At 73.6% G+C, this 12,979-nt stretch carries 10 protein-coding genes; 8 read left to right on the top strand and 2 right to left on the bottom strand.

Annotated features, from left to right (window positions below):
- The 3 genes from ACIQOW_RS39200 to ACIQOW_RS39190 all read left to right on the top strand — a co-directional run bounded on the left by ACIQOW_RS39200 (position 1) and on the right by ACIQOW_RS39190 (position 5,442).
- On the top strand, positions 1-2,091 hold the full coding sequence (locus ACIQOW_RS39200; RefSeq protein WP_401092706.1) for an ATP-binding protein: 2,091 nt from the start codon (positions 1-3) through the stop codon (positions 2,089-2,091).
- 154 nt (positions 2,092-2,245) lie between these two features.
- Positions 2,246-3,814: a PucR family transcriptional regulator gene (locus ACIQOW_RS39195; RefSeq protein ID WP_401092704.1), complete on the top strand. Its 1,569-nt coding sequence runs from the start codon at positions 2,246-2,248 to the stop codon at positions 3,812-3,814.
- A gap of 185 nt (positions 3,815-3,999) precedes the next feature.
- Positions 4,000-5,442, top strand: a complete 1,443-nt coding sequence (locus ACIQOW_RS39190) for an aldehyde dehydrogenase family protein (RefSeq protein WP_401092703.1) — start codon at positions 4,000-4,002, stop codon at positions 5,440-5,442.
- A 109-nt stretch (positions 5,443-5,551) separates the two neighbouring features.
- On the opposite strand, the gene ACIQOW_RS39185 is transcribed toward ACIQOW_RS39190, so the two are convergent.
- Positions 5,552-6,220: an NAD(P)-binding oxidoreductase gene (locus tag ACIQOW_RS39185; protein WP_401092701.1), complete on the bottom strand. Its 669-nt coding sequence runs from the start codon at positions 6,218-6,220 to the stop codon at positions 5,552-5,554.
- A gap of 79 nt (positions 6,221-6,299) precedes the next feature.
- Between ACIQOW_RS39185 and dxr the strand changes: the two genes are divergently transcribed.
- The 5 genes from dxr (at position 6,300) to ACIQOW_RS39160 (ending at position 11,898) form a co-directional block, all read left to right on the top strand.
- Positions 6,300-7,541: a 1-deoxy-D-xylulose-5-phosphate reductoisomerase gene (gene dxr, locus ACIQOW_RS39180; RefSeq protein WP_401092699.1), complete on the top strand. Its 1,242-nt coding sequence runs from the start codon at positions 6,300-6,302 to the stop codon at positions 7,539-7,541.
- A 70-nt stretch (positions 7,542-7,611) separates the two neighbouring features.
- Positions 7,612-8,916, top strand: coding sequence for a M50 family metallopeptidase (locus tag ACIQOW_RS39175; protein WP_401092697.1), 1,305 nt, complete (start codon positions 7,612-7,614; stop codon positions 8,914-8,916).
- Between the two features lie 143 nt (positions 8,917-9,059).
- Entirely contained in the window at positions 9,060-10,220 is a 1,161-nt protein-coding gene (gene ispG / locus ACIQOW_RS39170) for a flavodoxin-dependent (E)-4-hydroxy-3-methylbut-2-enyl-diphosphate synthase (RefSeq protein ID WP_401092695.1), read from the top strand.
- A 169-nt stretch (positions 10,221-10,389) separates the two neighbouring features.
- Positions 10,390-11,265 carry a GNAT family N-acetyltransferase gene (locus ACIQOW_RS39165; protein WP_188301483.1) on the top strand — a complete coding sequence of 292 codons (876 nt, stop codon included), beginning with the start codon at positions 10,390-10,392 and terminating at the stop codon, positions 11,263-11,265.
- Between the two features lie 69 nt (positions 11,266-11,334).
- Positions 11,335-11,898 (top strand): GNAT family N-acetyltransferase, encoded by a 564-nt coding sequence (locus ACIQOW_RS39160; protein WP_401092693.1) that lies wholly within the window; start codon positions 11,335-11,337, stop codon positions 11,896-11,898.
- Here the strand turns inward: ACIQOW_RS39160 and ACIQOW_RS39155 are convergent.
- Positions 11,895-12,812 carry an aminoglycoside phosphotransferase family protein gene (locus tag ACIQOW_RS39155; RefSeq protein WP_401092691.1) on the bottom strand — a complete coding sequence of 306 codons (918 nt, stop codon included), beginning with the start codon at positions 12,810-12,812 and terminating at the stop codon, positions 11,895-11,897. The genes ACIQOW_RS39160 and ACIQOW_RS39155 overlap by 4 nt on opposite strands.
- Between the last annotated feature and the right edge of the window lie 167 nt (positions 12,813-12,979).

Here is a 12,979-nt window from a genome sequence, read left to right as displayed (position 1 = left end):
ATGGCACAGGGCGGGGCACACCACCACGGCGAGCGCACCGGCACCAGACCCCCGACCCCCCTGCCCCACCAACGGCCCGGCACGGCCGCGAACGGCCCCTTCGACCTCGCGGCCTGGGCCCGCGCGCCCCGCCCCGACGCCGACCCGGGCGTCTACCGGCTCGGCTACCGGCGCATGGATCCGGAGCGGGCGGAGGCGGCCAGGGTCGCGGCCTGGCCGCTGCTGCTGCGGGCGGGGTTGAACGGGGTGGTGGCGTGGTTCGCCTACATCTATGGCACCCAGCTGCTGATGTACATCCTGGTGTGGTTCGGCGGGCAGACGAGTATCGGTCCGCTGGCCTCGCCCTCCGAGTCCGAGGCCATGTTCACACTCCTGGTGGCCAATATCCTGGTGGTCGCCGTGGTCATCAAGATCTTCGGCCGGATGGGCCGCTGGCCCGAAGTGTGGCGCCGGTACGTCGCGCCGCTGCTGTCGCGGACGGTGACGCAGGAGCAGCCTGCCGAGGAGGACGTCCCGGGGGCGGAGGTCGCGCGGGGGCAGGACCCGTGGGACGGGCTGCGCCGGGGTGGCGCGGCCGAGGCGGCCGCCCGGCTGGACGCCGAGGCGGTGGGGGACGTCGACTACGTGCGGATCCAGCGCGCCTGGGAGTCCGCCCAGGCGGACCCGGTGTTCGTGCCCGCCTTCACCGGGCAGGTGGCCGCCCGCGGCGCCGCGGCCTTCGCCCACCCCTCCGAGTCCCGTGAGCTGCCAGGTCGCGCCGAGCGGCACGACCTGCTGCTCGGCCAGGTCAGGCTCGGTACCGCGCAGGACGTCCCGAAGAACCCGCCGGGCCACCGGGCGGCCGGTTTCGCGCTGGATCCGGCGGTGCTGGGGACCTCGCTGCTCGCGGTGGGCCCGGCCGGGACCGGGAAGACGGCGCGGCTGGCCCGGCCGGTGGCCGAGGCGCTGTGTCTGCAGGCGCTGTCCGGCACCGCCTGTGTGGTGGTGGTCGGGGCGGCGGACTCCGATCTCGGCCCGGACTCCTGGTACGACGTGGTGATCGCTCCCGGTGACCCGTCCTCGGTGTACGGGCTGGACCTCTACGGTGCCGCGCAGAACCCCGACGAGGCGGCCGCCCGGCTGGCCGAGGCGCTGCTGCCGGACGAGCTGACCGCCCGCTCGGAGCCCGCCCGTACCGCGTTGCAGCAGGTGGTGGGCCCCTTCCATGCCGCGTACGGCCGTTACCCCGGGGTGCGGGAGCTGCGGGGGCTGCTGGCCGGTGAGCCGGATGTGCTGGCGGCCCTGGTGAAGGCGCTCGGCGTGGCCGGCCGGCTGGCCGTCCACGAGCGGGACCTGGAGCACCGGGAGCGGCAGCGCGACCGGGCGGACGACCCCGGGGCGCTGCTGGCGGACCGGCTGGCGCTGTTGGAGCGGCCCGCCTTCGAGGGTGCCTTCGCGACCGACGGCACCGGTCGGCCCCCGTTCGCGATGCGGGTGCTGGACCATCCGCTGAGGGTGCGGGTGAAGCTGCCGGAGCGGAGTCACCCGGAGGCGGCCCGGATGCTGTCCCGGCTGGTGGTGGGGCAGTTCGTGCAGGCGGCCGGGGCTCGCGAGGACCGCTCCCTGTTCGCCGGACTGGTGGTGGACGACGCCTCGGCGGCGCTGGACGCGACCGCGGTGCGCGGCGTGCAGCGGATGCGCGGGGCGAACGCGGGCGCGGTGCTGCTGCTGCGGACGCTGGTGGACCTGCCGGAGGCGCTGCGGGCGCCGCTGTTCGGCGCGGTCGGCTGCCGGATGGCGTTCCCGGGGATCGCGCCGTGGGACGGGAAGCTGTTCTCGGAGGCCTGGGGGACGCACCTGGTGCAGGAGACCGCCGTCACCCACACCCCCGACACCTCCGGTGGTGTGATCAGGCGGGCCGGGCGGGTCGGGCGGAAGGCGTTGTCGGGGACGGCGGCGCAGACGGAGTCGGTGACGACGCGGGACGTGGAGCGGCTGCGGTGGTCGCCGTCGGATCTGGCGCACGCGTTGCCGGCCGGGCACGCGGTGGTGTCGTTGACGGCGGTGTCGGGGGAGCAGGTGCCGCCGTTGCTGGTGGATCTGCGGGGGTGACGGCGGGGCGGCGGGGGAAGTCGCCTTCGAGGTGGATTCGGCAGTGCGGGTTGTCCGGAGCGTCCATAATGAAGGGGAGAGACCCTCATCGGTCCCGTGTCCCTCTCCTCGCCCGGCCGCAACGGCGCGGTCAGGTCGATCCCCCGAAGGTGCCATGCCCCCCACACTCGCCTCCGTCGTCCGCAACACGTCGCTCCATCTGACGGTCCTCGCCGGTGCGGATCACCTGGAGCGGCCGGTCCGCTGGGTGCACACCAGTGAGCTGGACGATCCGACGCCGTTCCTGGAGGGTGGCGAGCTGCTGCTCACCACCGGTATCAAGCTGGGCCGTACGGCGGCGCGGTTGCAGGCGTACGTGCACCGGCTCGCCGATGCCGGGGTGGTGGGGCTGGGGCTCGGGGTGGGGCTGTCGCACACCGAGGTGCCGCAGCCGCTGGTGGACGCGGCGGCGCAGCGCGGGCTGCCGCTGCTGCGGGTGCCGGAGCCGACGCCGTTCATCGCGATCAGCAAGGTGGTGTCGGCGGCGCTGGCCGCGGAGCAGTACGAGGCGGTGACGACCAGCTTCGAGGCGCAGGAGGAGCTGACCAGGGCGGCGCTCGGCAAGGACGGCACGACGGCGGTGGTGCGTCGGCTGGCGGCCCGGCTGGGGGGCTGGGCGGCGCTGTACGACGGGTCGGGCGCGCTGTCGGTGGTGGCTCCGGACTGGGCGGCGCGCCGGGCCGGGCGGCTGGCGGCGGAGGTGGACCGGCTGCGTCGGCGGCCGGCGCCGTCGAGTGCGGCGCTGCAGGGGCGCGCGCCGGGGATAGACACGGCGGACGAGGACTACGTGGTGGTCCAGTCGCTGGGGGCGGACCGGCGGGCCCGGGGCTTCCTGGCGGTGGGGACCGAGGACCGGATCACGCCGACCGAGCGGTACGTGCTGAACGCGGCGGTGGCGCTGCTGACCCTCACCCTGGAGCGTTCGCGGGAGCTGCGGCAGGCCGAGGAGCGGATGGGCGCGGCGCTGCTGCGGATGGTGCTGGCCGGTGAGGTGGCGACGGCCCGCCAGGTGGCGGTGGGGCTGTTCGGGGGAATGCCCGAGGGGACGATACGGGTCCTGGTGGCCGGGGTCGGTGCGGCGAACGCGGATTCCGCCGAGTCGCTCGGGGAACTGGGCGACCGGGCCGAGCAGGCGGGTGCCCGGGTGGGCGAGAAGCTGTTGGTGGCGCGGGAGGACGGGGCGCACGGGCCGCGGCTGATGGTGCTGGCGCTGGACAACGGCGCGGTGCACCGGGCCTGCCTGGGGGCGGTGGAGGAGCACGAGGGCCTGTCGCTGGGGGTGTCGGCGCCGGCCGCGCTGGAGGAGGCGGGGACGGCGCACGCGCAGGCCGAGCGGGCGCTGGCGGTGGCGCTGCGCGGTGGCCGCAGGTCGGTGGACCACGAGGAGGTCGGCGCGGGGTCGCTGCTGCCGCTGCTCGGCGAGGACGCGGTGACGGCCTTCGCGGAGGGGCTGTTGCGGCCGCTGCGGGATCACGACCGGACGGCCCGCGGGGACCTGGTGGCCTCGCTGCGGGCGTGGTTGTCCCGGCACGGCCAGTGGGACGCGGCCGCGGCGGACCTGGGCGTGCACCGGCACACGCTGCGCTACCGGATGCGCCGGGTCGAGGAGCTGCTGGGCCGCTCGCTGGACGACACGGACGTGCGGATGGAGCTGTGGCTGGCGCTCCGCTCCGGCGAGGAGTAGGCCCCTGAGGCGTCCCCGGGGCCCCGGCGTGACGCGGACGCCCCGCCGGTAGGACGCGGTGGAGTGGCCCCGGGGTCGAACGCTCCGAGTCGGCCAATCCGGTCGGCGCGCCGCCGCCCCTACCCTCAAAACCGGGTCCCACGTCCGTGGGCCGTAGGACAGACGAGGAGAGGGCCGGTACCACGGTGACCACCACGTACGAATTCTGGCTCGCCGGCCGCCGGGCGAGCGGTGACGCCGACTTCGAGGTGCACAACAGCTGGGACGGCCGTCTGGTCGGCAAGGTGAGCATCCCGACCGAGGCCCAGGTCGAGGAGGCGCTCGACGCCGCCGTCGCCGCGCTGCCGGTGTTCGCCGCCACCCCGGCGCACCAGCGTGCCGCCGCCCTGGACCACGTGGCCAAGCGGCTGACCGAGCGCACCGAGGAGCTGGCCCAGCTGGTCAGCGCCGAGAACGGCAAGCCGATCAAGTGGGCCCGCGGTGAGATCGGCCGCGCGGTGTCGGTCTTCCGCTGGGCCTCCGAGGAGGCCCGCCGCACCAACGGCGAGACCATGCGGCTGGACACCGACCCGGGCGGCGTGGGCCGCTTCGCGGTGGTGCGCCGCTTCCCGCGCGGTGTCGTGCTGGGGATCGCCCCGTTCAACTTCCCGCTGAACCTGGTCGCCCACAAGGTCGCCCCGGCGATCGCGGTCGGCGCTCCGATCATCCTGAAGCCGGCCCCGTCGACCCCGCTGTCGGCGATGGTGCTGGGCGAGATCCTGGCCGAGACCGACCTGCCGGCCGGCTCCTGGTCGATCCTGACCGTGCCGAACGACCGGATGCCGGCCCTGGTGCAGGACGAGCGCCTGCCGGTGATCTCCTTCACCGGTTCGGACAAGGTCGGCTACCAGATCATGGACTCGGTGCCGCGCAAGCACTGCACCCTGGAGCTCGGCGGCAACGCCGCGGCCGTGGTGCTCGCCGACTGGTCCTCGGAGGCCGACCTGGACTGGGCGGCCACCCGGATCGCGATGTTCGCCAACTACCAGGGTGGCCAGTCCTGCATCTCGGTGCAGCGGGTGATCGCCGACGCGTCGGTGTACGACGCGCTGGCGGAGAAGGTCGTCGCCAAGGTCAGGGCGCAGGTCACCGGTGACCCGGGTGACGACGCGACCGACGTCGGCCCGCTGATCGACGAGAACGCCGCGAAGCGCGTCGAGTCCTGGGTCGAGGACGCGGTCGCCAAGGGCGCCAAGGTGCTCACCGGCGGCACCCGCGAGGGCGCGACCTACGCCCCGACCGTGCTGGCCGACCTGCCCGGCGACGCCATCCTGGCCAAGGCCGAGGTGTTCGGCCCGGTGCTGTCGCTGCACCGGGTGGACGGCGTGGACGAGGCCTTCGCGGCCGTCAACGACTCGGCGTTCGGCCTTCAGGCGGGCGTGTTCACCCACGACCTCCAGACCGCCTTCCGCGCCCACCGGGAGCTGGAGGTCGGCGGTGTGATCATCGGCGACGCGCCGTCCTACCGCGCCGACCAGATGCCGTACGGCGGCGTCAAGGACTCCGGTGTCGGCCGTGAGGGCGTCAAGTACGCGATGGACGACTACACCGTCGAGAAGGTCATGGTCCTGACCGGCCTCGACCTCTGATCGGCGTCGTGGCAGTGCCGTAGTCGTGGCAGTGCCGCAGCAGTGCCGTAGCGGGAGGGCCCGGTTCACCGAACCGGGCCCTCCTCGCGTTCCCGGGGCCGTCCGGTGCTCAGCCGTCGTGTCCGGCGGCCGCGGCGACCGCCTCCTCGACGGTGGCGTTCCCGGCGACCAGTTCCAGGGTCAGCCCGGCGGTGGCGGGCTCGCGCAGCAGGGCGGCCAGGACGGCGGCGACGTCGGCCCGGTCCACCGCGCCGCGGTCGACCGAGGGGGCCAGCCGGACCAGGCCGGTGCCGGGGCCGTCGGTGAGCCGTCCGGGGCGCAGCACCGTCCAGTCCAGCGCGGTGCGGGCCCGAACGGCGTCGTCGGCGGCGCCCTTGGCCCGCAGGTAGGTCTCGAAGACCTGGTCGGCGGGGTGGTGGGCGTCGGCGTCGGCGGCCATCGCCGAGACCATCAGGTAGCGGCGGACGCCGGCGAGTTCGGCGGCGTCGGCCAGCAGCACGGCGGCGTCCCGGTCGACGGTGTTCTTGCGGGCGGCGCCGCTGCCGGGGCCGGCGCCGGCGGCGAAGACCACCGCGTCGGCCCCGGTGAGCAGTGCGGCGAGCTGCGGCGCGGTGGCGGCCTCCAGGTCGAGCAGCAGCGGTTCGGCGCCGGCGTCGGCGAGGTCCTGGGCCTGTTCGGGGCGGCGGATGATCCCGGCGGGGCGTTCGCCGCGTGCGGCGAGCAGCCGTTCCAGCCGGAGCGCGATCTGTCCGTGGCCCCCGGCGATGACGGTACGCATGGTTCCGACGGTAGCCCGGGAGGGGCGGGGCGGCCCGTGGGGGTCGGGTGCGGTGCCGCGGACAGGACACAATGGGCGCATGACTTCGCTCGCTCACCCGCAGCTGCGTTTCACGCCCACCGTGGCGGACCCCTCCGGCCCCCGGGAGCTGGTGATCCTGGGCTCGACCGGTTCGATCGGCACCCAGGCCATCGACGTGGTGCTCCGCAACCCGGACCGCTTCCGGGTGGTCGCCCTGTCGGCGGCGGGCGGCCGGGTGGAGCTGCTGGCCGAGCAGGCGCTGCGGCTGGGCGTGCACACCGTGGCGGTGGCGGACCCGGCGGCCGGGCCGGCGCTGCGCGAGGCGCTGGCCGCCGAGGCGGCGGGCCGTCCGCTGCCGGCCGTGCTGGTGGGCCCGGACGCGGCGACCGAGCTGGCCGCGATGGAGTGCCACTCGGTGCTGAACGGCATCACCGGTTCGATCGGCCTGCGGCCGACGCTGGCCGCGCTGGAGGCGGGCCGGGTGCTGGTGCTGGCCAACAAGGAGTCGCTGATCGTCGGCGGTCCGCTGGTGAAGGCGGTGGCGAAGCCGGGCCAGATCGTGCCGGTGGACTCCGAGCACGCCGCGCTGTTCCAGGCGCTGGCGGGCGGGACCAGGGCCGAGGTCCGCAAGCTGGTGGTGACCGCGAGCGGCGGCCCGTTCCGCACCAGGAGCAGGGAGCAGCTGGCCGGGGTGACCCCGCAGGAGGCGCTGGCGCACCCGACCTGGGCGATGGGCCCGGTCGTCACGATCAACTCCGCCACCCTGGTGAACAAGGGCCTGGAGGTGATCGAGGCGCACCTGCTGTACGACGTGCCCTTCGACCGGATCGAGGTCGTGGTGCATCCGCAGTCGGTGGTGCACTCGATGGTGGAGTTCACCGACGGGTCGACCCTGGCGCAGGCCAGTCCGCCGGACATGCGGATGCCGATCGCGCTGGGGATCGGCTGGCCGGACCGGGTGCCGGACGCCGCCCCCGGCTGCGACTGGACCAAGGCGGCCACCTGGGAGTTCTTCCCGCTGGACGACGAGGCCTTCCCCGCGGTCGAGCTGGCCCGCGAGGTGGGCACCCTGGGCGGCACCAACCCGGCGGTCTTCAACGCGGCCAACGAGGAGTGCGTGGAGGCGTTTCTGAAGGGCCGCCTCGCCTTCACCGGAATCGTGGACACTGTTGCCAAGGTCGTGGCCGAGCACGGTCAGCGGGACGGCGCTCCGGCGGCGGGAACTTCCCTGACGGTCGAGGACGTCCTGCACGCGGAGGACTGGGCGCGCGCCCGGGCCCGCGAGCTGGCGGCCGGCTGACGGTCGACTGAACGGCCCCGATTGCGGTAGGACGAGACGATGAGCGGAGCGGCATGACGGAGGACCAGCGGTGGCAACGGTTTTGACGGTGGTCGGCATCCTGGTCTTCGTCATCGGGCTGCTGATCTCGATCGCCTGGCACGAACTCGGCCACCTCTCCACGGCCAAGCTGTTCGGCATCCGGGTGCCCCAGTACATGGTCGGCTTCGGCCCGACCCTCTGGTCACGCCGCAAGGGCGAGACCGAGTACGGCATCAAGGCGATCCCGTTCGGCGGGTACATCCGGATGATCGGGATGTTCCCGCCGGGCGAGGACGGCAGGATCACCAAGCGCAGCAGCTCGCCCTGGCGCACCATGATCGAGGACGCCCGCGAGGCCTCCTACGAGGAGATCCAGGAGGGTGACGAGAGCCGGCTCTTCTACACCCGCAAGCCGTGGAAGCGCATGATCGTCATGTTCGCCGGGCCGTTCATGAACCTGGTCCTGGCGTTCGGGCTCTTCCTGACCGTCATGATGGGCTTCGGCGTCCAGATGAGCGTGCCGACGGTCAAGACCGTCGCCCAGTGCGTCGTCAAGGCGGGCCAGCCCACCGACAGCTGCCCGGAGGGCGCCCCGCAGACCCCGGCCGCCCAGGCCGGGCTGAAGGCGGGGGACAAGATCCTCTCCTTCGACGGCGACCGGATCCGCAGCTACGACCAGCTCCAGGAGGACATCCGCAGGTCGGCCGGCAGGACCGTGCCGGTGGTGGTCGAGCGGGACGGTCAGCAGCACACCCTCACCCCGACCATCGCGGTCAACGACGTCCAGAAGTACGACGGGAACAACATCCCGATCAAGGGTGCGACCGTCCAGGCCGGGTTCCTTGGATTCACTCCTGCGAGTGGTGTGGTCCAGCTGGGATTCGGGCAGTCGGTGGACCGGATGTACGACATGGCCGAGAACGGGGTGAAGTCGCTGATCGCCCTGCCCGGCAAGATCCCCGGGCTGTGGAACGCGGTCGTCGGCGACGCCCCGCGCGACCCGGACTCGCCGATCGGCATGGTCGGCGCCGCCCGGGTCAGCGGCGAGGTCTTCTCGCTCGACATCCCCGGCACCCAGCGGATCGCGGTCTTCGTGAACCTGCTGGCCGGCATCAACCTGTCGCTCTTCCTCTTCAACATGCTGCCGCTGCTCCCGCTGGACGGCGGGCACATCGCCGGCGCGGCCTGGGAGGCGGTCCGGCGTCGGTTCGCACAGGTGTTCAGGCGGCCCGACCCGGGGCCCTTCGACGTCGCCAGGCTGATGCCGGTGGCGTACGTGGTGGCCAGCGTCTTCATCGGCTTCACGCTGCTGGTGATGGTCGCCGACCTGGTGAACCCGGTGAAGATCGGCTAGGGCGTTCGGGTACCACGGGTGTGCTGGGCGCCGTGGCGGTGCCGTACCGTGGAGGCCGGGTGCGCGATCGTCAGCGCGCCCGGCCTCGGCCGTGTCACGGCCGGGCGGTCGACCACACCTCTACCCCGGGGAACCCTGCGCACATGACCGCGATCTCGCTCGGTATTCCGTCCCTGCCGCTCAAGCCGCTGGCCAAGCGCCGCTACTCCCGGCAGATCATGGTCGGCAACGTGCCGGTCGGCGGCGACGCCCCGGTCTCGGTGCAGTCGATGACCACCACGGTGACCTCGGACATCAACGCCACGCTCCAGCAGATCGCCCAGCTCACCGCGTCCGGCTGCCAGATCGTCCGGGTCGCCGTGCCCTCCCAGGACGACGCCGACGCGCTGCCGATCATCGCCAGGAAGTCGCAGATCCCGGTCATCGCGGACATCCACTTCCAGCCGAAGTACGTCTTCGCGGCGATCGACGCGGGCTGCGCCGCGGTGCGGGTGAACCCGGGGAACATCAAGGCCTTCGACGACAAGGTCGGCGAGATCGCCAAGGCCGCCAAGGACGCGGGCGTGCCGATCCGGATCGGCGTCAACGCCGGCTCGCTCGACAAGCGCCTGATGGAGAAGTACGGCCGGGCCACCCCGGAGGCGCTGGTCGAGTCCGCGCTGTGGGAGTGCTCGCTGTTCGAGGAGTACGACTTCCGCGACATCAAGATCTCGGTCAAGCACAACGACCCGGTCGTGATGATCAACGCCTACCGCCAGCTCGCCGCCGCGTGCGACTACCCGCTGCACCTCGGCGTGACCGAGGCCGGTCCGGCCTTCCAGGGCACCATCAAGTCGGCGGTCGCCTTCGGCGCGCTGCTGGCCGAGGGCATCGGCGACACCATCCGGGTCTCGCTCTCGGCTCCGCCGGCCGAGGAGATCAAGGTCGGCAACCAGATCCTGGAGTCGCTCGGGCTGCGCGAGCGCGGCCTGGAGATCGTCTCCTGCCCGTCCTGCGGCCGCGCCCAGGTGGACGTCTACAAGCTCGCTGAGGAGGTCACCGCCGGGCTGGAGGGCATGGAGGTGCCGCTGCGGGTGGCCGTCATGGGCTGCGTCGTGAACGGTCCCGGCGAGGCCAGGGAGGCCGACCTCGGGGTCGCCTCCGGCAACGGCAAGGGGCAGATCTTCGTCAAGGGCGAGGTCATCAAGACCGTTCCCGAGTCGAAGATCGTCGAGACCCTGATCGAGGAGGCGCTCAAGCTCGCCGAGCAGATGCAGGCGGCCGGCGTCGAGTCGGGGGCGCCGACCGTGGTCGCGGGCGAGTGAGCCCCGCATAGCTTGTCCTGACCGCGCGGGAGGGTCCGCGCGGCGTTTTCCGGAAGCGGGGCCGTCCGTTCGCGGACGGCCCCGCGGCCGTAGCCGGGTGGGGCCACGGAGTAGGGTGCGGCCAGAGTCGTCTCAGTGAGGTGCTGTCTCGATGCTCGATCGAGGTGTGATGCTCCCGAGCTCCTTCCAGGCCGCCAGGGCCCTGGCCACCACCCGGGTGCTGGAGCCGCCCGACCTCGGGGACGCCCTGGAGATCCTCCACCGCGACCCGGTCGCCAACGCCTTCGTCGCGACCAGGGTCGAGGCCGTCGGGCTGGACCCGTGGCGGCTCGGCGGGGAGATCTGGGGCTGGTACGACGGCGACGGCGTGCTGGCCGCGCTCTGCTACGCCGGAGCGAACCTGGTCCTGGTCGACGCCGGTCCCGAGGCGGTCGCGGCGTTCGCGGAACGGGCCCGCCGGCAGGGACGGCGCTGCTCCTCGATCGTCGGGCCGGCGGCGGCCACGGCGGCCTTCTGGGCGCTGCTGGAGCGCAGTTGGGGCCCCGCGCGCGAAGTGCGGGCGCACCAGCCGCTGTTGGCGACCTCGGTGCCGTCGGCGGAGATCGCGCCGGATCCGCTGGTGCGGAGGGTGCGGCGCGACGAGGTCGAGACCCTGATGCCGGCCTGCGTGGCGATGTTCACCGAGGAGGTGGGGGTGTCGCCGCTGGCGGGGGACGGCGGGCTCCTCTACCAGGCCCGGGTGGCCGAACTCGTGTCCACCGGACGGTCGTTCGCCCGGTTCGGGGAGGACGGGCAGGTCGTCTTCAAGGCGGAGATCGGGGCGGTGACGGAGGGGGCCTGCCAGATCCAGGGGGTCTGGGTCGCTCCGGAGCACCGGGGGCAGGGGCTCTCCGAGACGGGGATGGCGGCGGTCCTGGGCATCGCGTTGCGGGAGGTGGCGCCGGTGGTGTCGCTGTACGTCAACGACTTCAACCTGCGGGCCAGGGCCGCGTACCGGCGGGTGGGGTTCCGGGAGGTCGGGGCGTTCATGAGCGTTCTCTTCTGAGCGGTTCGCGTGCGGGGTTGTTGGGATCTTCGGCCGCGCCGCGGGGCGGCTGGTAGTAACGTCCGGAGCATGGATCAGCTGACCGGGGTGACGATCGGGGCCATCGACCTTGCGGACTGGGCGCCGCAGGCGCTGGAGGTCCAGGCGGTGGCGTTCGGGCTCACGCCCGAGGAGGTCGCGGTACGGCTGCACATCGTGGGGCGGCACGCCCAGCAGCCGGGGGTGATCGCGCTCGGGGCGGTGAGCGGGGGGCGGCTGGTCGGGTTCGGGTACGGGATGCCCAACCGGCGGGAGCACTGGTGGAGCACGGTGATCGAGCCCTATCTGACCACCGGGGGGCACGAGGGCTGGCTGGACGGGGTCTTCGCGGTCACCGAGCTGCACGTGCTGCCGGAGTTCCAGGGGCAGGGGATCGGCTCGCGGATCATCCGGACGCTGTGCGAGCGGTCGGGACTGGACCGGAGCATCCTCTCGGCGATCGACGCGGAGACGCCGGCGCGGCGGCTGTACCGGGCGCTGGGGTACCGGGACCTGGCGCGGGCGGTGCGGTTTCCGGCGACGGACCGGCTGTACGCGGTGATGGGGGCCCGGCTGCCCCTGCGCGGGGCCGGGGCTCGAATCTCTGCGGGCTAGAGGGAGTTGGCGAACTCAAGGTAGAGCTCGGCGTCCTCTCGGCGGTCCGGGACGAGGGCGCGGAGGGCCAGGTCGACGGCGCGGAAGAGGGTCCAGCCGCGGAGCCGGTCCCGGTCGACCTCGAGGGCTTCGGAGAGCCGGCCCAGGCGGCGGCGGACGGCGGCGGGGGCGCCGGGGGAGCCGATCAGGGTGTCGGCGCGGTCCAGGGCCAGGCGGGCCAGGTCGTAGGCGCGTTCGCCGGCCAGCGGGCGCGGGTCGATGGCCAGCCAGGGGGCGCGGTCGGCGGCCAGGACGTTGCCGTGGTGGAAGTCGCCGTGCAGGAGGAAGGACTCGTCGGCGTCGCCGGCCAGGTTGCGGGCGGTGTCCAGGGCTTCGGCGATCAGGTGCCGGGCCTCGGCGCTGACGGGGTGGGGGTGCTCCGCGAGGCGGGCGGCGGTGGCGATCCGCTGGGGGACGGCGGGGAAGGGGTGTCCCTCGGGGAGTTCCGTCCAGAGGCGGTGCAGCAGGCTGGTGGCCTCCAGCATGGCCTTGGGCTCGGCGAGGGAGCGTAGCGGGATCTCGCCGTGGAGGCGTTCGAGCAGGAGCACGCCCTCGGCGGGGGCGGCGTCGAGGAGGAGGACGGCTCCCCGGCCGGCCCAGTGGGTGAGGGCGGCGTCCTCGTGGGCGGTCTCGGGGGTGGGGAGGCCGACCTTGAGGACGGCGGGGGAGAGGTCGTCGCGGTGGACGTAGGTGACCAGGCTGAGGCTGCCGCCGGGGTCGAGGGTCCGTTCCGGGGTGAGGTTCCAGGCGGCGAGGTGGGTGGCGGTCCTGGTGGGGAGGGTGGCCAGCCATTGGCGGCCGATCTCGTGGTGGGTGGCGGTGACGTTGTGCGTCAGCCAGGGGGGGACGGTGATGGTGGGTTCGGCTCCCGACATGGGTCCATTGTCGGGGTTTGGGGGGTGGGGGTGTGGTCGGGGGGCTTTCGGGAGGGTGGGGTGGCGGGGGGGGGGGCCGGGGGGGGGGGGGCGGGGGGGGGGGGGTTATATATCGGGGGGAGAGGGGGGGGGCGCGGGCGGCGGCGGGGGGGCCGGGAAATTTAACC

The organism is Kitasatospora sp. NPDC091335, assembly GCF_044757205.1.
GTDB lineage: Bacteria > Actinomycetota > Actinomycetes > Streptomycetales > Streptomycetaceae > Kitasatospora.
The sequence above is the reverse complement of the archived record's forward strand: the minus strand, read 5'-3'. Positions and strand labels throughout refer to the sequence as shown.